Source organism: Stenotrophomonas rhizophila (genome assembly GCF_003651185.1).
Classification (GTDB): domain Bacteria; phylum Pseudomonadota; class Gammaproteobacteria; order Xanthomonadales; family Xanthomonadaceae; genus Stenotrophomonas; species Stenotrophomonas maltophilia_Z.
Window position 1 is genome coordinate 117,906 of sequence record NZ_RCDC01000008.1, and the last position, 21,601, is coordinate 139,506.

The 21,601-nt window shown below is 68.1% G+C and carries 19 protein-coding genes; 13 read left to right on the forward strand and 6 right to left on the reverse strand.

The window, feature by feature from the left end:
• The first annotated feature begins 77 nt into the window (after nucleotides 1–77).
• The 3 genes from kduI (at nucleotide 78) to BCL79_RS18380 (ending at nucleotide 2,953) form a co-directional block, all read left to right on the forward strand.
• Nucleotides 78–926 carry a 5-dehydro-4-deoxy-D-glucuronate isomerase gene (gene kduI, locus BCL79_RS18370; protein ID WP_121043829.1) on the forward strand — a complete coding sequence of 283 codons (849 nt, stop codon included), beginning with the start codon at nucleotides 78–80 and terminating at the stop codon, nucleotides 924–926.
• A 66-nt stretch (nucleotides 927–992) separates the two neighbouring features.
• Nucleotides 993–1,748 (forward strand): 2-dehydro-3-deoxy-D-gluconate 5-dehydrogenase KduD, encoded by a 756-nt coding sequence (kduD, locus tag BCL79_RS18375; RefSeq protein ID WP_019184096.1) that lies wholly within the window; start codon nucleotides 993–995, stop codon nucleotides 1,746–1,748.
• Between the two features lie 101 nt (nucleotides 1,749–1,849).
• Entirely contained in the window at nucleotides 1,850–2,953 is a 1,104-nt protein-coding gene (locus tag BCL79_RS18380; protein ID WP_121043831.1) for a GDSL-type esterase/lipase family protein, read from the forward strand.
• A gap of 112 nt (nucleotides 2,954–3,065) precedes the next feature.
• On the opposite strand, the gene phhA is transcribed toward BCL79_RS18380, so the two are convergent.
• Nucleotides 3,066–3,962, reverse strand: coding sequence for a phenylalanine 4-monooxygenase (gene phhA / locus BCL79_RS18385; RefSeq protein ID WP_121043835.1), 897 nt, complete (start codon nucleotides 3,960–3,962; stop codon nucleotides 3,066–3,068).
• Nucleotides 3,963–4,089: 127 nt separating this feature from the next.
• Between phhA and BCL79_RS18390 the strand changes: the two genes are divergently transcribed.
• Nucleotides 4,090–4,572, forward strand: coding sequence for an Lrp/AsnC family transcriptional regulator (locus BCL79_RS18390; protein ID WP_121043838.1), 483 nt, complete (start codon nucleotides 4,090–4,092; stop codon nucleotides 4,570–4,572).
• Between the two features lie 30 nt (nucleotides 4,573–4,602).
• Here the strand turns inward: BCL79_RS18390 and BCL79_RS18395 are convergent, their stop codons facing one another.
• Nucleotides 4,603–5,598: a patatin-like phospholipase family protein gene (locus tag BCL79_RS18395; protein WP_121044033.1), complete on the reverse strand. Its 996-nt coding sequence runs from the start codon at nucleotides 5,596–5,598 to the stop codon at nucleotides 4,603–4,605.
• A 239-nt stretch (nucleotides 5,599–5,837) separates the two neighbouring features.
• On the opposite strand from BCL79_RS18395, the gene BCL79_RS18400 reads away from it, so the two are divergent.
• A complete protein-coding gene (locus tag BCL79_RS18400) occupies nucleotides 5,838–8,108 on the forward strand; it encodes a TonB-dependent receptor (protein ID WP_121043841.1) in 2,271 nt (756 codons plus the stop codon).
• Between the two features lie 215 nt (nucleotides 8,109–8,323).
• Here the strand turns inward: BCL79_RS18400 and BCL79_RS18405 are convergent, their stop codons facing one another.
• Nucleotides 8,324–9,172, reverse strand: coding sequence for an acid phosphatase (locus tag BCL79_RS18405; protein ID WP_121043844.1), 849 nt, complete (start codon nucleotides 9,170–9,172; stop codon nucleotides 8,324–8,326).
• Nucleotides 9,173–9,429: 257 nt separating this feature from the next.
• On the opposite strand from BCL79_RS18405, the gene BCL79_RS18410 reads away from it, so the two are divergent.
• Both BCL79_RS18410 and BCL79_RS18415 read left to right on the forward strand, forming a co-directional pair.
• A complete protein-coding gene (locus BCL79_RS18410; RefSeq protein WP_121043847.1) occupies nucleotides 9,430–10,311 on the forward strand; it encodes a hypothetical protein in 882 nt (293 codons plus the stop codon).
• A gap of 11 nt (nucleotides 10,312–10,322) precedes the next feature.
• Nucleotides 10,323–11,531: a DUF4785 domain-containing protein gene (locus BCL79_RS18415; RefSeq protein WP_121043850.1), complete on the forward strand. Its 1,209-nt coding sequence runs from the start codon at nucleotides 10,323–10,325 to the stop codon at nucleotides 11,529–11,531.
• A gap of 2 nt (nucleotides 11,532–11,533) precedes the next feature.
• Here BCL79_RS18415 and BCL79_RS18420 read toward each other — a convergent pair whose 3' ends face one another.
• Nucleotides 11,534–12,364, reverse strand: coding sequence for an ABC transporter ATP-binding protein (locus BCL79_RS18420; protein ID WP_121043854.1), 831 nt, complete (start codon nucleotides 12,362–12,364; stop codon nucleotides 11,534–11,536).
• Between the two features lie 150 nt (nucleotides 12,365–12,514).
• On the opposite strand from BCL79_RS18420, the gene BCL79_RS18425 reads away from it, so the two are divergent.
• The 6 genes from BCL79_RS18425 to BCL79_RS18450 all read left to right on the forward strand — a co-directional run bounded on the left by BCL79_RS18425 (nucleotide 12,515) and on the right by BCL79_RS18450 (nucleotide 20,173).
• A complete protein-coding gene (locus BCL79_RS18425) occupies nucleotides 12,515–13,717 on the forward strand; it encodes a DesA family fatty acid desaturase (protein ID WP_121043857.1) in 1,203 nt (400 codons plus the stop codon).
• Between the two features lie 3 nt (nucleotides 13,718–13,720).
• Nucleotides 13,721–14,098, forward strand: coding sequence for an EF-hand domain-containing protein (locus BCL79_RS18430; RefSeq protein WP_183073826.1), 378 nt, complete (start codon nucleotides 13,721–13,723; stop codon nucleotides 14,096–14,098).
• A gap of 77 nt (nucleotides 14,099–14,175) precedes the next feature.
• A complete protein-coding gene (mutM, locus tag BCL79_RS18435) occupies nucleotides 14,176–14,988 on the forward strand; it encodes a bifunctional DNA-formamidopyrimidine glycosylase/DNA-(apurinic or apyrimidinic site) lyase (RefSeq protein WP_121043860.1) in 813 nt (270 codons plus the stop codon).
• Between the two features lie 65 nt (nucleotides 14,989–15,053).
• Nucleotides 15,054–15,617 (forward strand): ECF-type sigma factor, encoded by a 564-nt coding sequence (locus tag BCL79_RS18440; RefSeq protein WP_121043863.1) that lies wholly within the window; start codon nucleotides 15,054–15,056, stop codon nucleotides 15,615–15,617.
• Between the two features lie 30 nt (nucleotides 15,618–15,647).
• Nucleotides 15,648–18,479: a serine/threonine-protein kinase gene (locus BCL79_RS18445; protein ID WP_121043866.1), complete on the forward strand. Its 2,832-nt coding sequence runs from the start codon at nucleotides 15,648–15,650 to the stop codon at nucleotides 18,477–18,479.
• A 92-nt stretch (nucleotides 18,480–18,571) separates the two neighbouring features.
• The gene (locus BCL79_RS18450) at nucleotides 18,572–20,173 is read left to right on the forward strand and encodes a glucan biosynthesis protein (RefSeq protein ID WP_121043869.1); all 1,602 of its coding nucleotides are present in this window, start codon (nucleotides 18,572–18,574) and stop codon (nucleotides 20,171–20,173) included.
• Here the strand turns inward: BCL79_RS18450 and BCL79_RS18455 are convergent, their stop codons facing one another.
• Nucleotides 20,174–20,794, reverse strand: coding sequence for a thymidine kinase (locus BCL79_RS18455; protein WP_121043872.1), 621 nt, complete (start codon nucleotides 20,792–20,794; stop codon nucleotides 20,174–20,176).
• A gap of 45 nt (nucleotides 20,795–20,839) precedes the next feature.
• Nucleotides 20,840–21,529, reverse strand: coding sequence for a sel1 repeat family protein (locus BCL79_RS18460; protein WP_121044039.1), 690 nt, complete (start codon nucleotides 21,527–21,529; stop codon nucleotides 20,840–20,842).
• Between the last annotated feature and the right edge of the window lie 72 nt (nucleotides 21,530–21,601).

A 21,601-nucleotide genomic window follows, 5' to 3' on the forward strand; every position in this document is an offset into this window, starting at 1 on the left:
CGGTTTACCAACTGGCTACAATCACTTGGAATCGTGCCGGGGCCGACGCATCGCCCCACCCCTGCTCTGGAGACGCCATGTACTGCAAGACCCATTACGCCACCCATCCCGACGCCATCAAGGGCGCCAGCAATGACGACCTGCGCGATCTGTACCTGCTCGACGGTCTGTTCAACGCCGATGCGGTGACCCTGAAGTACACCCACTACGAGCGCTTCGTCCTCGGCGGTGCGGCCCCGGTCAACGGCCCGGTCTCGCTGCCCAAGCAGACCGAACCGGCCTCGGCCGCCGGCCATGCCTTCCTGGAGCGCCGCGAGCTGGGCGTGATCAACGTCGGCGCCGGCAGCGGCACCGTCACTGTCGATGGCACCGTGTTCAAGCTCGGGCCGAAGGATGGCCTGTACGTGGCCATGGGCAGCACCGAGGTGGTGTTCGCGTCCGATGACGCCGCCACTCCGGCCCAGTTCTACCTGGCCTCGACCCCGGCGCATGCGCGCTTCGAGACCAAGGCGCTGTCGATCAAGGATGCCGTGGCCCTGGACCGTGGCGCGCTGGAAACCAGCAACGAGCGCACCATCTACCAGTACATCGTGCCGGCCACCTGCCAGTCCTCGCAGCTGCTGCTGGGCCTGACCGTGCTCAAGCCGGGCAGCGTCTGGAACACCATGCCGCCGCACCTTCACGACCGCCGCAGCGAGGTCTATTTCTACTTCGATCTGGGCCAGAACGACCGCGTGTACCACTTCATGGGCGAGCCGGACGCGCAGCGCCACATCGTCATCCAGAACAACGAAGCCGTCGTGTCGCCGCCGTGGTCGATCCACATGGGCGCCGGCACCAGCAACTACGCCTTCATCTGGGCGATGGGCGGTGAGAACCTGGATTACACCGACATGCACGTGCTGGACATCTGCCAGCTCAAGTGACCCCGACGCGCCGCCGGCATCGCGCCGGCGGCGTCTGTTACGCATTGGACAAGGACTACATACGCAATGGCTAATCCGTTCAGTCTGGAAGGCAAGGTCGCCCTCGTCACCGGTGGCAACACCGGCCTGGGCCAGGGCATCGCGGTCGCATTGGCGCAGGCCGGTGCCGACGTCGCCGTGGCCGGCATCGCGCCGCCCACCGAGACCATCGCCAAGATCACCGCGCTGGGCCGCCGCTGCCTGGCGATCGAAGCGAACCTGATCAGCATCGAGCCGGTCGAGCGCGTCATCCGCGAAACCATCGAAGGCCTGGGCGGCCTGGATATCCTGGTCAACAACGCCGGCCTGATCCGCCGCGCCGATGCGGTGGAGTTCAGCGAGCAGGACTGGGACGACGTGATGAACGTCAACATCAAGTCCGCGTTCTTCATCTCGCAGGCCGCCGGCAAGCATTTCATCGCACAGGGCCGCGGCAAGATCATCAACATCGCCTCGATGCTGTCCTTCCAGGGCGGTATCCGCGTGCCGTCGTACACGGCCAGCAAGAGCGGCATCGCCGGCATCACCCGTCTGCTCGCCAACGAATGGGCCAGCAAGGGCATCAACGTCAACGCGATCGCCCCGGGCTACATGGCGACCGACAACACCGCCGCGCTGCGCGCCGACGAGGACCGCAACAAGTCCATCCTCGATCGCATCCCGGCCGCACGCTGGGGCACCCCGGAAGACCTCGGCGGTACCGCCGTGTTCCTGGCCTCCAGCGCCTCGGACTACGTCAACGGCGCGGTGCTGCCGGTCGACGGTGGTTGGCTCGCCCGGTAACACCCTCGCGACGCGCTGGCGCGCCCACGATCTGCGCTGCAGATCGTGGGCTCCGGTAGTGCCGGCCATTGGCCGGCAGCTCTTCACCCAGGAGCATGACCATGCTGCGTTTGCTGTTGTCCCTGTCGCTGCTTCTCGCGGCCCCCAGCGTGCTGTGTGCCCCACACCGCATCTTCATTGCCGGGGATTCCACCGCCGCCGAGTACGGCCCGGAGCGCGCGCCACAGGCCGGCTGGGGCCAGGCCTTGCAGAGCTATCTCGATCCCGCCGTGTGGGAGGTCCGTAACCACGCCAAGGGCGGCCGCAGCACCCGCAGCTTCATCGACGAGAAACGCCTGGATGCGATCTCCGCCGAGCTTCAGCGCGGTGACGTGCTGCTGATCCAGTTCGGCCACAACGACGCCAAGTTCGAAGACCCCACGCGCTACACCGATCCTGCCACCGCGTACCCGCAGTTCCTGATGCGCTACGTGCAGCTGGCCCGCGACAAGGGCGCCACGCCGGTGCTGATCACCCCGGTGGCGCGGCTGCTGTATGACTTCGGTTCGCTGCTGGACACGCACGGTGTGTATACCCAGGCGGTGAAGGCGCTGGCCACCCGCGAGCAGGTCGCGCTGATCGATCTCAACGACAGTTCCACGCGCTGGATCCGCGGGCTGGGCGAGCAGGGTGCCAAGCCGTACTTCCTGTTCGTGCCCGAGCAGAACAAGGCCGATGGCACGCACTTCAGTGGGGCAGGGGCGACCGCAGTGGCGTGTCTGGTGATGCGCGACTGGGTGGCGTTGCAGCCCGGACTCACTTCGGCGCTGAAGCGCGATATCGACTGCGAGGTGCGCAGTGCGGGGCAGGGCGGTGAGGCCGCCAGGCCCTCGCGCGTGGTCCACGAGCGTGACATCGCGGTGACCCAGCCCGGCCCGCATGGTGGAGCGGGGCCGACCACGGCGTATCCGTTTTTCGCCGAAGACACCGACCTCCCGTTCGTGCTTCGCAAGCGCGTGCTGCACAAGGGGGCCGGCATCGGCCTGCATCCCCAGCACAAGGACGAGATTTACTACATCGTCAGCGGGCAGGGCAGCTACGTGCTGGATGGGACGCAGTACGACGTGGCGGCGGGGGATGCGCTGCTGACGCGAACGGGCAGTTCGCATGCGCTGCAGCAGGTGGGGGAGATGGATCTGGTCGTGCTGCTGGCGTATCCGCGATGAAAAGCAGCAGCGCATGACCCGGCTCCACCCATTGCCAACCTTCAAAAGCTCCCGAGGCTTTTGAAGGTTAGGTGTCTAAACTTCAACCGCCCCGGTGAATTGCGTCACGACGTTACACGTCGCCGCCGTCTTCCCAGCCTTCGCCCGTGCCCTTCTGGAACACGCGGTCACCGTCCTGCACCTCACCGGCCGGCAGATGCTCCTTGGCCTCCAGCGCGGCATAGATCGGGGTGAAGTCCGGTGCGGTCGCGGCCATCAACTGCTCGAAGCTGTCGATGACGAAGTAGGTTTTCTGGAAGGTGTCGATGCGGTAGCGGGTGCGCATGATCCGCTCCAGATCGAAGCCGATCCGGTTCGGCGCCGCCGACTCCAGCGAGTACAGCGATTCGCCCTTGGAGGAGACGATGCCGGCGCCATAGATGCGCAGGCCTTCCTCGGTGTTGATCAGGCCGAACTCCACCGTGTACCAGTACAGCCGCGTCAGGTGCTGCAGCGCCTCCGGGCCGATCGCATGCGCCTTGACGCCACCGCGGCCGTAAGCGGCCATGTAGTCGGCGAACACCGGGTTCATCAGCAACGGCACGTGTCCGAACAGGTCATGGAACATGTCCGGCTCGGCGATGTAGTCGATCTGGTCCGGGCGACGGATCCACCACGTCACCGGGAAGCGGCGGTTGGCCAGGTGATCGAAGAAATCGAGCTCGGGCAGCAGCCCTTCCACCCCGACCAGGGTCCAGCCGGTGGCGGCGCCCAGCACCTCGTTGAGCTGGTCGAAGCGCGGGATCATGTGCGCGCTCATGCCCATCTCGTCCTGCGCGTGCAGGAACTCCTTGCTGGCGCGGCCTTCCAGCAGCGCACGCTGGCGCTGGTACAGCGTGCTCCAAGTGGCGTGGTCGTCGGCGGTGTAGCTGTCCCAGGGCTGTTCCACGATGGCGGTGGTATAGACCGGCACGTAACCCTTGTCGGTCTGCTGGTGTTCGACGCGGCGGGGGGCGGTGGCGGTTTCCATCGTGGTGGTCTCCTGGGAAGTCATCTGTCGATGCTAGGGCAGGGTGCGCGCAAGAGGTTTGCAAAGTTGCGCGGATATGGGCTTCTGGCGCAAGATCATTGCGTCCACCTCATGTTGCGGGGCAGCAATGGCCGGAGATACCCAGTTCGACCGCACGGATCTGCGCTTGCTGGCGGAAATCCAGCAACACGGCCGCGCGACCAATGCCGAGCTGGCCGCACGGGTGAATCTGTCCCCGTCGGCCTGCCTGCGGCGCGTCCAGCGGCTGGAAAGCGAGGGCGTGATCGCCGGGTATGGCGCCCGCCTGGAGCCGCGCCAGATCGGCCTGGGCCTGCAGGCCTTCGTCCGGGTGCAGCTGGAGAAGCACGACCAGCACGCCATCGGCGTGTTCGCCGACAGCGTGCTGATATGGGATGAGGTGGTGGCCTGCCATGCGCTCACCGGCGACATGGATTACCTGCTGCACATCTACGTGCGCGACCTGGAGCACTTCTCCAGCTTCCTGCTCGACAAGCTGCTCAATGCCGCCGGCGTGGCCGACGTCAATTCCAGCTTCGTGCTGCGCACGGTGAAGGACTTCCGCGCGCTGCCGCTGTCGCAGCTGGAGTAAGGCCGCCGGGCAGCGCCCGGCACTACCGGGTTACACGCACTTTTCCTTGCGCCCCATCAGCTTGCCCACGCGCGAAGGCTCATCGCACTTGGGCGCGGCCGGCGGCGGGGCCAGCGCGGCGGCACGCGCCTTCTGCAGCTGCTGCACCTTGGCACGGATCTGCGGCATCGCCGCCATCGCGGCCTTCTCGCCTTCCAGGATCGCGTTGTTGCGCTGGCCGAAATCGGCGGCGCCGATGTCCAGCACCTTCGGCCGGATGATCACGTCCGCGCGCGCCAGTTCCTGCTCGCCCAGGCGCTGGCCCATGATCGAGATCGACTGGTTGACGATGCCGAGCATGCCGGTCGGCGCCTTGCCGCTGGCCTTGCTGGAGATGTCCACGGCGATCACGATGTCCGCGCCGAGCTGGCGCGCCGCATCCACCGGCACAGGGCTGACCACGCCGCCGTCGATGTAGTTGTACTTGCCGATCTTCACCGGTTCGAACACGCCGGGGATGCTGCTGGAGGCGCGCACCGCCTGGCCGACGTTGCCGCGCACGAACACGGTGCGCTCGCCGGTTTCCAGCTGGGTGGCAACCGCAGCGAAGGGCTTGCTCAGCTTCTCGGCCGGGCGGTTGTCGACCTGTGTGTTGACGTAATCCTGCAGCTTCTGGCCCTGGACCAGACCGCCGGAGAACAGCCGCACGTCGCGGATGCTGGCTTCATCCAGGGCGACCGCCTTGGACTGCATCTGGAACGCGTCCATGCCGCTGGCATACAGCGCGCCGACCACACTGCCGGCACTGGTGCCGGACACCACCACCGGCTCGAAGCCGTTGGCCTCCAGCATCTTGATCACCCCGATGTGCGCGAAGCCCTTGGCCGCGCCGCCGCCGAGCGCGATGCCGATCTTGACCGGCTTGGCCGGAGTCACCGGGATCGCCGCCGGCGGCGGGGTCGGGCGCACGGGATCACCGCCGCAGCCGGCCAGCAGGCCGAGCAGGGCAACGGACAGCGTCAGGCGGGTACGGCGCAGTGAAGTCATCGGCGTGGCAACTGAATGGGCATCGAGGGCCGCCAGCATACCGAAGCGGTGGCGAGCCCGGCAGGACGGCGGGGCAGGGCATTCAGGCCATGACCGGGGATGCCGGGCCGCGACCGCCGTCACAACGCGCGCTCCCGGAAGGGGGTAATGAATAGCGGTTGTTTGCGGCTCTGTTGCTGTACTGCAACAATTGTCTGGTAGCGCCGGTCCACCACCCCTCCCAACACAGCCTAAACGCCATGTTCCCGAACCGCACTGCCCACGGCCGTTTCCCGTCCGTGCACCCGCTCGTTGTCGCCCTCGCCGCCCTGCTGCCATTGACGGCCGCAGCCCAGGACGCTCCCGCCACCAAGGATCCGGTCGCCCTCGATACGCTGCAGGTCACGGCGCAACGCCGCGTCGAAAACGCCAAGGACGTGCCGGTCTCGATCTCGGCCATCCAGGGTGAAAAGCTCGACGTACTCGGTTCGGCTGGCGATGACATCCGCTTCCTGTCGGCGCGTGTGCCGAGCCTGAACATTGAATCGTCCTACGGTCGTGCCTTCCCGCGTTTCTACATCCGCGGCCTGGGCAACACCGATTTCGACCTCAATGCCTCGCAGCCGGTGTCGCTGGTGTATGACGATGTGGTGCAGGAAAGCCCGCTGCTGAAGGGCTTCCCGCTGTTCGACCTGGCCGGTGTGGAAGTGCTGCGCGGCCCGCAGGGCACGCTGTTCGGCCGCAATACCCCGGCCGGCGTGGTGAAGTTCGATTCGGCGCGTCCCTCGCAGGATGCCGACGGGTACATCAAGGTCGCCTACGGCAGCTACAACACCTGGAACACGCAGGGCGCCTACGGCGGCCCGCTGACCGACCGCTGGTCGGCGCGCGTGTCCGCGCTGTACCAGCGCCGCGACGACTGGGTCACCAACACCCGCCAGGGCGCCCCGGCGCAGGGCTTCGAGGGCTATGACGAAGCCGCCGCCCGCGTGCAGTTCCTGTACGAAGGCGACGACGTCGAAGCGCTGTTCAACCTGCACAAGCGCAAGCTCAACGGCACCGCGCGCCTGTTCCGCGCCAACATCCTCAAGCCGGGCACCAACCAGCTGGTCGAAAACTTCGACCGCGATGAAGTCTCCACCGATGGCCAGAACTTCTCCGACCTGGAAACCTGGGGCGGCAGCGCGCGGCTGAAGTGGGATCTGGGCCGCGTCACCCTGCACTCGATCACCGGGTACGAGACCGCTGAATCGCTGAACCGTGGCGACATCGACGGCGGCTACGGTGCCAGCTTCCTGGGCGCCGGCAACTACGGCCCGGGCAACATCCCGTTCGCGTCCGAATCGGCCGATGGCCTGCCGCACCACCGCCAGTGGACCCAGGAATTCCGCGTGGAATCCAACGAGTGGGGCCGCTTCGACTGGCAGGCCGGCGTGTTCTACTTCGATGAAGACGTCACCATCGACAACTTCAACTACGACTCGCTGACCCCCGGCAACCCGCAGACCGGCCACGTCGTGCAGAACCAGCGCAACAAGGCGTGGGCCGCGTTCGCCTCCGGCGATTTTGACGTGACCGAGCGCTTCAAGCTGCGCGGTGGCGTGCGTTACACGCAGGACAAGAAGGACTTCAGCGCCAGCGTGCTGCAGGCCGTGCCGTTCGGTACCCCGGTCAGTGGCCCGTACATCGCCAGGACCGACGTCAACGACGTCAGCTGGGACCTGAGCGGCGTCTATCAGATCACCGACAACCTCAACGCGTACGCCCGCGTGGCCAAGGGCTTCCGCGCCCCGTCGATCCAGGGCCGCCTGGCATTCTCGCCCGGCCTGTCGCAGGCCAACTCGGAGAAGGTCATCTCGTACGAGGCCGGCATCAAGGCCGACCTGTTCGACCGCCGCGCCCGCCTGGGCTTCAACGTGTTCCGCTACAACGTCGACGGCCAGCAGCTGATCGCCGTGGGTGGCACCAACAACACCGCGACCCTGCTCAACGCCGACAAGACCCTCGGCCAGGGCGCGGAGCTGGACTTCGAGGCCTACCTGACCGACCACGTCCTGCTGACCCTGGGCAGCAGCTACAACGACACCGAGATCAAGGACAAGGATCTGGCGGTGGCGATCTGTGGCGGCGGCTGCACCATCACTGACCCGACCACGGTCATCGATGGCGGTACCTACGCGCTGGTCAACGGCAACCCGCTGCCGCAGGCGCCGAAGTGGATCCACAACCTGACCTTGCGCGCCGGCTTCCCGGTCAACGATGCCAGCGAGTTCTACGTCTACACCGACTGGGCGTACCGCAGCCCGGTGAATTTCTTCCTGTACGAGTCGCCGGAGTTCCGCAGCCGCTCCTCGCTGGAAGGGGGCCTGCGCCTGGGCTACAACTGGGATTACGGCCAGTACGACGTGGCCGCGTACGGCCGCAACCTGACCGACCAGGTCCGTGTGGTCGGCGCGATCGACTTCAACAACCTGACCGGCTTCCTCAACGAGCCGCGCACGTTCGGTCTGGAGTTCACCGCTAAGTTCTGATGCACGTCATGCGGTAGGTGCCCAGCGTAGGTGGGCATCTTGAAAAACGAAAACGGCGCGGAGAGATCCGCGCCGTTTTCTGTTCTGAGCTGATGTTGTTGAACGCGGATGGGTAGTGCCGGCCGCTGGCCGGCTCTGCATCGTCCTGATCGAGATCGCGGAGAGCCGGCCAGCGGCCGGCACTACCCACAATGCCATCGACAGGTGGCGCCGCCTTACAACGCGCTCGCCGGGCGCACCTTCAGCACCGCTTCTTCAGCCGCACAATCCCGCGCGGAATGCTGCCCCGACTTGCGTGCCGCGGCGATCTCCCTGCGCGCGGCCAGCAGGTCGCTGTTGAACGCGGCATTGTCATGCAGGCGTGCCACGGCGGCGGCGCCCATGAAACGGCCTTCCAGGATGTCGCTCTGCCAATGCACGTTGCAGACCAGGCGGCTCTCGCCGTAGTTGCGGCCGCGTGCCTGGATCGCATCGGCGCGGTCGGGGGCGATCTCCGAGAGGATCAGGGCCCAGGCCCAACCGATCGAGGTGTGGCCGGACGGATATGAGCCGTTGCCGCGCAGGTCCTGCTCGTCTTCGGGCGAGCAGGTGGGCTCACCATTGACCATGAACGGCCGCGCGCGCTGGTAGTGCTTCTTCGCCGTGCGGGTGGCCGCGCTGGCATCGATCCGGCTGCGTTCCAGCAGGCGGTACAGGGCCGGCGTCTTCACCGCATCCACGTCGACATCGATCGCGCAGGAGAACTGGTTGGCACCGGCCGGGAAGGCGAGCTCGGCGTCGCGGTGGGCCTGCTCGAAGCGCGGGCTGCCGCGCAGGGCACGGGCTTCACGGCTGACCTGTTCGTCCAGCGCGAAGCCGGCCGAGCCGGCGGCCGGCGGCGCCGGTACCAGTGCCAGGCTGTCCGGCACGGCCGTGCTCTGCAGGTAGCCGACGGCCTTGGTGGTGACCGAGGCTTCCACCGGCGTGGTGCGCGGTGCGGCCGTTGACGAACAGCCGGCGAGGGCGGCGAGCAGGGCGGTCGCCAGCATCGGGCGAACGGCAGCGGAGCGCAGGGACGACGACATCGGCAGGTCTCGAAGAAGAGGGGAGCGGCATGATCGCAGCTTCATCCGGTGACGACAGCGGCCGTTCGTCATCCGGCCAGATCCGGCATGGCCGTGCCCCGGATGACGGAAACCCGCGACTGGTTCACGGATTTCATGGGTCGCACGACATAGCGTCATCGAAGGCGCCATCGTTCGTCATATCTCCATGGATACATGCACCCATGGCAACGCGGCAGCGCCGGTCATCAGGGGGATTACCTGCAAGGAGACAGCGGATGCGAAGCAGCGCGGGAAGGTGGGGGGGCGGTCTGGCCCTGGGTCTGATGCTGGCGTGCGGCACGGTGCACGCGGCCGATGTAGTGGGGGTGGCGTTCGTGCACGGCACCGGCAAACAGACCGATGCGCGCGCGGACTACTGGCAGCCGGGCATCATCGATACGGTGCGCCTCGGGCTGCCCAACAGCAGCAACTACACCGTCATCAACTGCGATTTCGAGCAGTACATGTGGACGCCCGAAGCGGCCGGTTGTCTGGCGGGGCAGCTGACCAGCTTCATCAACACCCGTGGCATCACCAGGCTGGTGGTGATCACCCATTCCAACGGCGGCAACGTGGTGCGCTGGATCCTCTCCAACCCCACCTATGACAGCCGGTATCCGAAGATCATCCAGACGGTGAGCAAGGTCACCGCGCTGGCGCCGTCCTCGGCCGGTACGCCGCTGGCCGACGCGGTGCTCAACGGCAACATGTTCGAAACCTCGGTGGGCTGGCTGCTGGGCTACAAGAGCGATGCCGTGCGCCAGCAGCAGGTGGGCCACATGGCCACCTACAACGCGCAGAACCTGTACGGCACGGCCGGTCGCCCCGCATTGCCCAGGCCGTTCCGCGCGGTGGTCGGCTCGGATGTGGAATCGGCGGTGTGGGACAGCAACAGTTACTGCGGTGGCTATGCGCAGAACGTGGGCCTGGAGTTCACCCAGAACTGGTTGAGCAGCTGCTCGGACGGCTTCCTGGAGTGCAGCAGCCAGAAGGCGGCCGGCACCACTTGGTTCACCGACACGCAGCGCACCAAAGGCGCCGAGCCACTCAGCCACAACCAGAGCCGGCGCGAGTGCTTCGGCCTGGGCACGATCCTGCGCAACGACCTGACCCTGTGAGGAGCCCCCCGATGATGCGACAGACGACGATCGCGGCGGCCCTGCTCGCCGCGCTGGCAGCGCTGCCACTGCAGGCGGCACAGCCGCTGCTGGCCGCCCGCGCCAGTGACCAGGTGCCACGTGCGGTAGAGCGTGCGCCCTTGCCGGCCGGACCGGTGGAGCAGGCGCCGTTGAGCTTTGCCTGGGCGCTGGATCCAGGCCAGGTACTGACCCCCGCACCGACCTTCATGGCCAGCAGCCGCAGCTACTGGGAGATGGTGGATGCACCGGCGCTGCAACAGGGCCTGGCGTTGCCGCTGACCGCGCCCGATGCGGTGATCCAGGTCAGCCCCGTGCAGGGCGCCCGTGCGCTGGATACCACCCAATGGCAGGTGCGTGATGCTTCCGGTGCGCTGGCGGTGGACAAGGTGGTCGATGACCAGCAACTGCGTGCGGCGGGGATGTCGGTCGGCCCGGGCACGGCGATGGTCCGCACGGGCGCCACCTCCGCGGCAGGCAGCTACCGGCTGCAGAGCACGCAGGCCCAAGGCCGCTACGTGGTGCAGGTACTCGAACCCAACAGCCCGATCGCGCTGCAGCTGCAGGCGAGCAGCGACCGGGTGCTGGCCGGTGGCACGCTGGCGCTGAGCGCGCGGCTGGTCAACGACGGTGGCTTGGCAGCGGCGCAGGCCGCCCGTGCGCGGCCGCGGCCGCTGCCGGCCGTAGGCGAGGCCCTGCTGGTGGCGCCCGATGGCCGCAGCTGGCCGGTTCCGCTGGTCGCCGCCAGAGACGGTCTGCGTGCACAGGTGACGGTGCCGCAGGACATCGGCACGGCGCAGGGGTTGTGGGAACTGCAGGCGTTTGTCAGTGCCGACGGCGTGCAGCGCGATGCCAAGGTGGCGTTCGCGGTGGCGCAGGCGACGGCGCGCTTCCAGGGCCAGGTCGAGGCGGATGCCAGCCGCCGCGAGGTGCGCCTGCCGCTGCAGATCGGTGCGCCGGGCCGCTATGAGGCGCGTGGCACCCTGTATGCCACCGGCCCGGACGGGACGCTGCGGCCAGTGGCGCAGGCACATAGTGCGGCGTGGTTCGCGACGGTAGGGGCGGGTGAGCTGCGGCTGCCGTTCGCCAGCGCGGCGTTGCCGAGCGGCTATGCCGCCCCGTTCGAGGTGCGTGACCTGCAGCTGCAGGACCAGAGCCGGATGGCACCGATCGAATCACGTGCGGTGGCGGTGAGGTTCTGAGTTCAACCCGCGAACGCGCTCAACCGGCCGGCCTGATCCACCACGCGGATCGGGCCGCCGAACAGCTCGGATAACGGTGCATCGCGCAGCAGCGCCGCGCGCGGGCCGTCAGCGAGGATCTTGCCGCCGCGCAGCATCACCACCCGTTCGATCTCGGGAATGATCTCCTCGATGTGGTGGGTCACCAGCACCAGGGTGATGCCTTGGCGGGCGAGCTCGCGCATGGTGGCGATCAGCTGCTCGCGGGCGATCAGGTCCAGCCCGGTGGAGGGTTCATCCAGCAGCAGGGCCTGCGGCCGGTTCACCAGCGCCCGGGCGATCAGCACGCGCCGGGTTTCGCCGGCCGAGAGTTCGGCATAGCCGCGCTGCAGCAGCGGCAGGGCACCGGTCATGGCCAGGGTTTCACGCGCGCGTTCGCGCATCTCCGGGCTCACCTCGCGGAAGGCCGGCACCACGAAGCTGGCGAAGAAGCCGGTCAGCACCGCCTCTTCCACGGTCAGCCCGGGCATGTCGGAGAGATTGCTGCTCAGGTCCCCGGTGACGATGCCCAGCTGCGAGCGCAGCCGGTCCACCTGCCAGCGGTTCTGGCCGAGCACGCGCACCGCCACCGTGCCATCACCGTGCGCCAGCGGATACAGCTCGCGGGTGATCAGCTTGATGAAGGACGACTTGCCGCAGCCATTGGGGCCAAGCAGGGCGGTGTGCTGGCCCTGTTCGATGCGCAGGCTGAGATCGTGCAGGACCCGGACCTGGCCGCGGATGACACAGGCGCGGTCGAGCTCGATCAGGGGGACGGGGGAGGCCGGCACCGCCGGCGAGGCTGCGACTGTCATGAATGCGGGGGCATGCTCACGAAGGTAAGGGAAGAACTGAATGACTGCGCAAAAATGGCATCGAAGGGATGAAGTTTGCAACGTCAGGCCCCATCATGTCCGAAGGTATCCCTGTTTCCTTGACGGCCGAGTGCGGCCCGGAGTCCTGCGATGTTCGATACGCTCCTCAACTTCCTGACCGGCGGTGTCGTCGGCCTCGGCTGGTGGGGCATGGGCCTGGTGCTGCTGGTGTTCACCCAGCTGACCATCTTCGCCGTGACCCTGTATCTGCACCGCAGCCAGGCGCACCGGGGGGTGGATTTCCACCCGGTGATCGCGCACTTCTTCCGGTTCTGGACCTGGCTCACCACCTCCATGATCACCAAGGAGTGGGTGGCGATCCATCGCAAGCACCACGCCAAGGTGGAAACCGATGAAGACCCGCACAGCCCGGTGACCAAGGGCATCGGCATGGTCTTCTGGCGGGGCGTGGAGCTGTACCGCGAGGCCCGCGCGATGCGTGCGGATATCGAGCAGTACGGCCGCGGCGCTCCGGATGACTGGATCGAGCGCCACCTGTACACCCCGCACGCCAACCTCGGCCCGGTCGCACTGCTGGTCATCAACAGCATGCTGTTCGGCCTGCCCGGCGTGGCCCTGTGGGCGATCCAGATGGCCTGGATCCCGTTCTGGGCGGCCGGCGTCATCAATGGCCTGGGCCACTGGTGGGGCTACCGCAACTTCGAATCTGCCGATACCTCCACCAACCTGACGCCGTGGGCGTTCTGGGTGGGCGGTGAAGAGCTGCACAACAATCACCATGCCTTTCCGAGCTCGGCGCGCTTCTCGATGCGCCGCTGGGAGTTCGACATCGGCTGGGCGGTGATCCGCGGCCTGCAGGCGGTGCGTCTGGCCAAGGTGCTGCGTGTCGCGCCGAGCATGGACGTGCGCCCGAACATCGCCGTGCCGGATGCGGAAACCCTCAAGGCCCTGCTGTCGCACCGCTTCCAGGCGATGACGGATTACCAGCGCAACGTGTTCGTCCCGGCCCTGCGCGAAGAAGCTGCGATGGCTGGCGCCAAGTTGCGCAAGCTGCTGCCGCGCCGCATGCGCCGTGGCCTGGTCAACGACGGCCGCTGGCTCAAGCCGGATTGCCGCGCCCAGCTCACTACCTGGGTCGAGCAGCGCCCGCGCATCCGCGTGCTGGTGGAACACCGCGCCCGTCTGGCGGCCCTGCTGGAAGCGCGCGGCAACGACGCCGCCGAGCGCTTGAAGCTGCTCCAGGCGTGGTGCCACGAAGCCGAAGCCAGTGGTATCGCCGCGCTGCAGAACTACGCCGCGCGCCTGAAGGGCTACGCGCTGACGGCGCACTGATCGATGCGCTTCCCGACCGGGAACGCATCCGCAAAACGCCGCCTTGTGCGGCGTTTTGCGTGTCTGGGCCTGGCCGTTGGCGTGCTGGGCACGACGGCACAGGCCCAGGTCACTGATACGGGCAGTTACCTGCAGCGCATGGACACCGACGGCGACGGCCGGGTCAGCGTGGAGGAATACGTGCAGTGGCTGCTGTACGCCTTCGATCGCATGGACCGCAACGGCGATGGCGTGCTCAGCGCCGATGAGCTGCCCGGTGGCAAAGGTCCGCCGATCACGCGGGAGCAGCAGCGGCAGACGCTGATCCAGCGGTTCCACAAGCAGGATGCCAATGGCGACGGGTATTTGAGTGCGCGCGAGTTGGCTGCGCCGCCGCGCTGAGCGTCGCGCTCGGACCGCCGCGAGGCAGCGCCCCGCGCTACACCGTGGTTCATCGGCGGACCCCTTAGAATTCCCCCATGCCCGAGCTCCCTGAAGTAGAAACCACCCGCCGCGGCCTGGCCCCGCACCTGGAAGGCCGCAACGTCCACGGCGTGATCCTGCGCCGGCCCGACCTGCGCTGGCCGATCCCGCCGGAGATCAGCACGCTGCTCCCCGGGCAGGCCATCCAAGGCGTGCGCCGGCGTGCCAAGTACCTGTTGCTCGATACCGCCGTGGGCAGCGCACTGCTGCACCTGGGCATGTCCGGCAGCCTGCGCGTGCTGCCCGGCGACACCCCGGTGCGCGCGCACGACCACGTCGACATCAGCCTGGACAATGGGCGCCTGCTGCGCTTCAACGACCCGCGCCGCTTCGGCAGCCTGCTCTGGCAGCCGGCCGGAGAAACCCATTCGCTGCTGGCCGGACTCGGCCCGGAGCCGTTGGATGAGGCCTTCGATGGCGACTATCTGTTCGCCCGCAGCCGCGGTCGCAGCGCGTCGGTGAAGACCTTCCTCATGGACCAGGGTATCGTGGTCGGGGTGGGCAACATCTACGCCGCCGAAAGCCTGTTCATGGCCGGGATCAACCCGCTGCGCGAGGCCGGCAAGATCTCCCGCGCGCGCTACCAGCGCCTGGCCGATGCGGTGAAACAGATCCTGACCTATGCCATCACCCGCGGCGGCACCACCCTGCGCGATTTCATCAATCCGGACGGGGCGCCGGGCTACTTCGAGCAGGAGTTGCTGGTCTACGGGCGTGAAGGCGAGCCCTGCCGCCAGTGTGGCCGGCTGCTCCGCCACGCCACCATCGGCCAGCGCGCCAGCGTCTGGTGCGGGCACTGCCAGCGCTGAATCGTCGCGCGCCTGTCGCCTGCCCGGCGGTATAGTCCGCCCAACGTCACCGGCGGGGGTGTGCGATGGACGAAGGACCGGATATCACCGTGTGGCTGGATTCAGCCCGGGCGGGCGACCGCGCCGCGCTCGACCGGGTCCTGACCCTGCTCTATCACGAGCTGCACAGCATGGCCCGCCGGCAGCTTGCCGGGCAGCAGGGGCGCACCCTGGATGCCACCTCGCTGGTGCACGAGTCCTACCTGAAGCTGCTCGGCTCCCGCGGCGCGGCCCGCTTCGAAGACCGCGCGCATTTCTTCGCCTACGCCGCCTCGGCAATGCGCAGCGTGGTGGTCGATTACGCACGCAACCGGCTGGCGCGCAAACGCGGCGGTGATCTCAAGCGGGTGGAGCTACCCGAAAACAGCAGCAGCGGCGTGCGTCTGGATGAAGACCTGCTGGCGCTGGATGTGGCGTTGGCCCAGCTGCATGCGGTGGATGCACACCTGGCCAAGGTGGTGGAACTGCGTTACTTCGCTGGCCTGTCCGAGCAGGAGATTGCCGATCTATGCCAACGCTCGGAGCGCAGCATCCGCCGCGACTGGCAGAAGGCGCGTATGTTCCTGCTGGCCTCGGTCGGGGAGGCCTGAAAGGCCACGCATCGTCCGGGGAGAGGACCGATGGAGGCGTCACGCTGGCGGCAGCTGTCCTGCCTGCTGGATCAATTGCTGGAACTGCCCGAACCGGCGCGAGAGCAGCGGCTGCTGCGCCTGCGTGAGGACGATCCGAGCCTGGCCGACGATGTGGAGCGCCTGCTCGCACATGAGCGCGACAGCCACGAGTTCCTCGCCCAGCCGTTGTGGACCGCCGCGCCGGAAGACAGCCGGGTGGGCACACGGGTCGGCCCGTACCGGTTGCTCCGGCCTCTCGGCGAGGGCGGCATGGGCGAGGTCTGGCTGGCCGAGCGCGCCGATGGCCTGTACGAGCGCCAGGTCGCGCTGAAGCTGCTGCGCAGCGGCTACGCCGATCCCGGCCTGCGCCAGCGCTTCAGCCGCGAGCGCGAGATCCTGGCCCGGCTGCAGCACCCGAACCTGGCCCATCTGCTGGATGCCGGCGTGGATCTGCAGGGGCAGCCTTATCTTGCGCTGGCCTATGTGGAAGGCGAGCCGATCACCGCGTATTGCCAGCGCTTGGCGCTCCCGCTGGAGCGGCGTCTGCAGCTGATGCTGCAGGTCTGCGCGGTGGTCAGCCATGCGCATGCCAACCTGATCGTGCACCGTGACCTCAAGCCCTCCAACATCCTGGTCACGGCCGAAGGCGAGGTGAAGCTGCTGGACTTCGGCATCGCCAAACTGCTCGACGATGACGAGGGCAAGCCGCCCGTGCATCCCCCCACCGAAGCGCGGGCGTTCACCCTGCACTACGCCGCTCCGGAACAGGTGCGCGGCGAGCCGGTCTCCACGCTGACCGATGTGTACTCGCTGGGGGTGGTGCTGTTCGAGGTGATCACCGGGCAAAAGCCCTATCGGCTGCGCCGGCACAGTGATGCCGAGTGGGAACGCTCGATCCTGGAGGTGCAGGCACCGCGCGCCTCGGCCGTCATGGCGCGCGTGGCCGCCGCCGGTGGCGAGCCGGCCGGGGCGGCCAGGCGCCTGTCGCGGCGCCTGCGTGGCGATCTGGATACGATCCTGCTCAAGGCCCTGCAGAAGGAGCCTGCGCAGCGTTACGCCTCGGTGGAAGCGCTGGCGCAGGACCTGCGTCGCTTCCTCGAGGGCCGCCCGATCCACGCCCGCCCCCAGCACGTGGGCTACCGGCTGCGCAAATACCTGGGCCGGCATCGCTGGGGCGTCGCGCTGGGCACCATGGCGGTGCTGGCGCTGCTCGCATTGGCACTGACCGCGCTGTGGCAGATGCAGCAGGCGCGGCGCGAGATCGCGCGTGCGCAGGCCATGCAGGATTTCACCGTGGGCCTGTTCGACCGCGCCGCCAGCGTGCGCCATGGCAGCTTCGATCTGCGCCAGCTGCTGGCCACCGGTCAGCAACGTGGCGAGGCCGAACTGCGCGATCAACCGCTGTCGCTGGCCGAGCTGGAGGGCGTGATCGGGCGGTTGCGGATCGGTATGGGCGACTACCAGCTGGCGCTGCAGACGCTGGACCGACAGCGCGCGTTGCTGGAGGAGGCCGGCGAGGTGCCGCCTACCCTGCAGCTGGAAGCGGTGACCCAGCGCGGCCGTGCGCTGCGCATGCTGGGCCGCTCGCGCGAGTGCGTGACGCACCTCACCCCTATGCAGGCGCTGGCCGCCGAGTATCGCCTGCGGCTGCCGGCCGCCGTGGCCGAGTACCACACCCAGCTCGGGCGCTGCCAACAACTCCTGGGGTACCGCGACAACGCCCGCGCCGCCTTCGAACAGGCCCTGGTGCTGCGGCGCGATGTACTGCGCGATACCCCCGGCACGTCGGAGAGCCTGGCTGACCTGGCCGCACTGGACAGCGACGATGGCCGCGGCCCGGCGGCACTGGCCGGCTACCAGCAAGCGCTGCAGCTGCTGCAGGCCGGTGACACCGTGCGGTATCCCCAGTTGATCGCGCTGCGCCGGCACATGGGCGAGACCCTGGCTGCGCAGGGCGATCTGGACGCAGCCGAGCGGGCCCTGAAGATCGCCAGCGCCGATGCGGTGGGCATGTATGGGCCGGATCACCCGGAAACCCTGTCGATCCGCCGGCTGCGTGCCCTGCTGGCGATGCAGCGCGGTGATCTGCAGCAGGCCGACACCCAGCTGCAGCAGGTCCAGCACCTGACCCGGCAGGCCTTGGGCGAGCAACACCGCGACACCGGGCTGACCTGGCACGCGCTGGGCAGGTCGGCACTGGAGCGCGGTGACAGCACCCTGGCGATCGACGACTTCGCCCGGGCGGTGGCGATCTGGCGGCAACCCGACTGCGTGGGGCTGCTGCCGCAGGGCCTGTATGACCTGGGCGAAGCCTTGGCCCAGGCGGGGCGCTGGCAGGCGGCGCTGGCTGCCCTGCACGAGGGACGGCAGTGGCAGGCCGCGCAACGGGGCGACGACGATGCGTCGGTGCAACAGGCGGATCGGCGCATGGCCGAACTAATCAGCGCATTCGGCGACCCGCATCAGGCGGGCGAGCAGCTGGCGGCGCTGATGCGACGGGTGGGCCGGGCGGGGCCGTCCAGCCCGGCGCTGCAGCGCGCGCTGCAACTGGCCTGGGGCCGGAACCTGGGCCGTATGGGCCAGGCGGTGGAGGCACGCCGCGCGCTGGCCCCGTTGCTGGTGGGCGACGCCGCGGATCAGGGCAGCCGCGTCCTGCGCTGGCGCGCCCGTGCCGCGATGGCGCAGCTGGACTGCACGAGCGCACCGGCGCGTGCGCGTGAGGCGCTGGTGCAGCTGCAGCAGGAACTGCAGGCGCAGTGGCCGCAGGGTGGGCAGCTGCTGCAGGAGGTGAACCGGGTGCGGGAGGCGTGCGCACCGGCGCAGATCGCGGCCAGCCCGTGAGCACGCTGGCTGAACGCCGCCCCGCATTCACCTCGGCGAATTAACGTCTGCGTGCCTATGATGGCCGGCCCTCCCTTGCCATCGCTGCCTGCATGCAACGACGCGACTTCCTCCGCAATGCCTCCGTGGCCCTGGCCGCCTTCGGCCTGCCTGCACTGCCGGCCTGTGCCGCGCAGGGCAACCAGGTCGGCCTGCGCCGGCTGGGCGAGCCGCAGCCGTTCGATTTCGCCTCGCTGAAAGGGCAGGCCCGCGCGCTGTCCCAAGCCGCCTACCAGAGCCACAAGCGGACCCTGCCGGGTCCGGTCGAAGCGTTGGACTGGGACCAGTACCAGTCCATCCAGTACCGCCAGGACCATGCCTTGTGGGCTGACCAGCCAGGCCGCTACCAGGCCAAGTTCTTCCACCTCGGCCTGTACTTCCATTCGCCGGTGCGGATGTTCGACGTGACCGACGGCAAGGCGCAGGAACTGGCCTACGACGGCGCGGCGTTCGACTACGGCAAGAGTGGCCTGAAGGGCAGCCATCTGCCGGCTGACCTGGGCTTTGCCGGCTTCCGTCTCAACACCCGCAAGGACACCGACCGCGACTTCGCCGCGTTCCTCGGTGCCAGCTATTTCCGCGCGGTCGGCAAGGAGGGCCAGTACGGCCAGTCCGCGCGCGGCCTGGCGATCGATACCGGCATGGGCAAACCCGAGGAATTCCCGGATTTCATCGCCTACTACCTGGAGCAGCCGGCGGCCGACTCCAACACCCTGGTGGTGTACGCCCTGCTGGATTCGCCGAGCACCACCGGCGCCTACCGCTTCGCGATCACCAACGGTGACGTGCTGCTGATGGACATCGACTGCGCGCTGTACCCGCGCAAGGCGATCGAGCGGCTCGGCATCGCCCCGTGCACCAGCATGTACCAGGTGGGCGAGAACGACCGCCGCATGGCCTGGGACTGGCGCCCGGAGATCCACGATACCGACGGCCTGTCGATGTGGACCGGGGCCGGTGAATGGATCTGGCGCCCGCTGTGCAACCCGTACCACCTGCGCTTCAACATGTTCGTGGACAACAACCCGCGCGGCTTCGGCCTGCTCCAGCGCGACCGCAATTTCGATCACTACCAGGACGACGGCGTCTTCTACGAGAAGCGCCCGTGCCTGTGGGTGGAACCGAAGGGGCAGTGGGGCAAGGGCTCGGTGCAGCTGGTTGAAATCCCGACCGTGGATGAGACCTTCGACAACATCGTGGCGTTCTGGAATCCCGAGGCCAAGCCGCAGCCCGGCCAGGAGCTGCTGCTCGGCTACCGCCTGTACTGGGGCGCGCAGCCGCCGGCGCGTACGCCACTGGCGCACTGCGTGGCCAGCCGCACCGGCCTGGGTGGGGTGATCGGCAAGAAGCGCGAGTACTTCTCGTGGCGCTTCGCGGTCGATTTCGAAGGCGGCGAGCTGGCCGCGTTGATCGACAAGGGTGAAGTGGAGGCCGTGGTCCAGGTCAGCCGTGGCCGCACCGAGATCGTCTCGGCGCGCCCGCTGCGCGAGATCAAGGGCTACCGCGCGATGTTCGATGTGGTACCGCCGGAGGACACCACCGAGCAGATCGATATCCGCCTGTACCTGCGCAGCGGCGGCAAGACCCTGACCGAAACCTGGCTGTATCAGTACAGCCCGCCGCCGAAGGGTGCGCTGGAGCGCACGTTGTATTGATCAAAGCGGCAATGGGACCTGTGCCGGGTCGATTCTTCCCTCGCCGCGCGTGATCTTCTTGAACTCCGCGCGGCTCACCGACACGTAGCGCTCGTTGCCGCCGATCTCCACCTGCGGGCCGTCCTGCACCGCGTGGCCGTGCTCGTCCACGCGCACGGTCATCGTGGCCTTCTTGCCGCTGTGGCAGATCGTCTTGATCTCCTGCATCTCATCGGCCCAGGCCAGCAGGTACTGGCTGCCTTCGAACAGCTCACCGCGGAAATCGGTGCGCAGGCCGTAGCAGAGCACCGGGATGCGCATCTGGTCGACCACCTCGCTCAGCTGCCAGACCTGGCTGCGGGTCAGGAACTGCGCTTCATCGACCAGTACGCAGCCCAGCGGACCGTGCGTGTCGATGTCCTCGGCGATCAGCTGCTGCAGGTCGGTGTCCTGCTGGAACGCGATCCCGTCGGCCTTCAGGCCGATCCGCGAGGCGACCACGCCGCGCCCGGCGCGGTCGTCCAGCCGCGGGGTCAGGATGGCCACGCGCATGCCCCGCTCGCGGTAGTTGTGCGCCGACTGCAGCAGGGTCGTGGTCTTGCCGGCGTTCATCGCCGAATAATAGAAATAGAGCTTGGCCATGCCGGGATTTTATCCCTTCGGCGGTCCCGGCATGACCTTGTCGCCTCAGTCCTGATGGCCCGGCACCGTGGCCGGCAGGCCAACTTCGACCGAACCGGTGCCGATGGCACGGCCAGCCGCCTCCAACTGCCGGTCCTGCCATTGCCAGTACTGGGCTGGCTGCCAGTATTCGTCGCGGTAGAACACATCCGGCTCCAGGAACCGCAGGCCGCGCGCATCCCGGGCCACCATGCGCATGCCGCCGACCGCGCCGGTGTGGCTGCCGGTGACGTTGAGCAGACCACGACGCAACTCGCGCTCCAGCCGCGGCTGGGCCGCCTTGTCCCCGAACTCGGCGTACACCGCCGGGCCCACCTGCAGAGCACGGGCCTGTTCGGCCGGCTCCAGCCCGGCCCAGTAGCGTTCGCGCAGCCCAAGCAGAAATCCGGTCCCGCGTTCAGCGGCGAGGTCCATCCACGCATAGGCCACGGCCCGGTCCTGGGCGCCGCCCTGGCCGTTCCACCACATCTCGGCGAGCGCGGCCTGGGACAACTTGTCGGCGTAGCGGGCACCGAGGCGGTAGTAGCGCCGTGCGTCTTCGAAGCGGCCGCGGGCCTGGGCCTCCTTGCCGTGCTTGCGGTAGCGCAGGTCGGGGTGGCTGACCAGGAACGCATCGGTCTCCTGTGCGTCCTGGGCGCGCAGATCCGGTTGGCTGGACTGCGCCCATGCCGGAACGGTCACGAGTACGGCGATCATGCCCCCCATCTGCCACGCCTTCCTGATAGTCACGTCACGTCGCCTCCGTTGCGTCGATGGGCGCCATGTTCG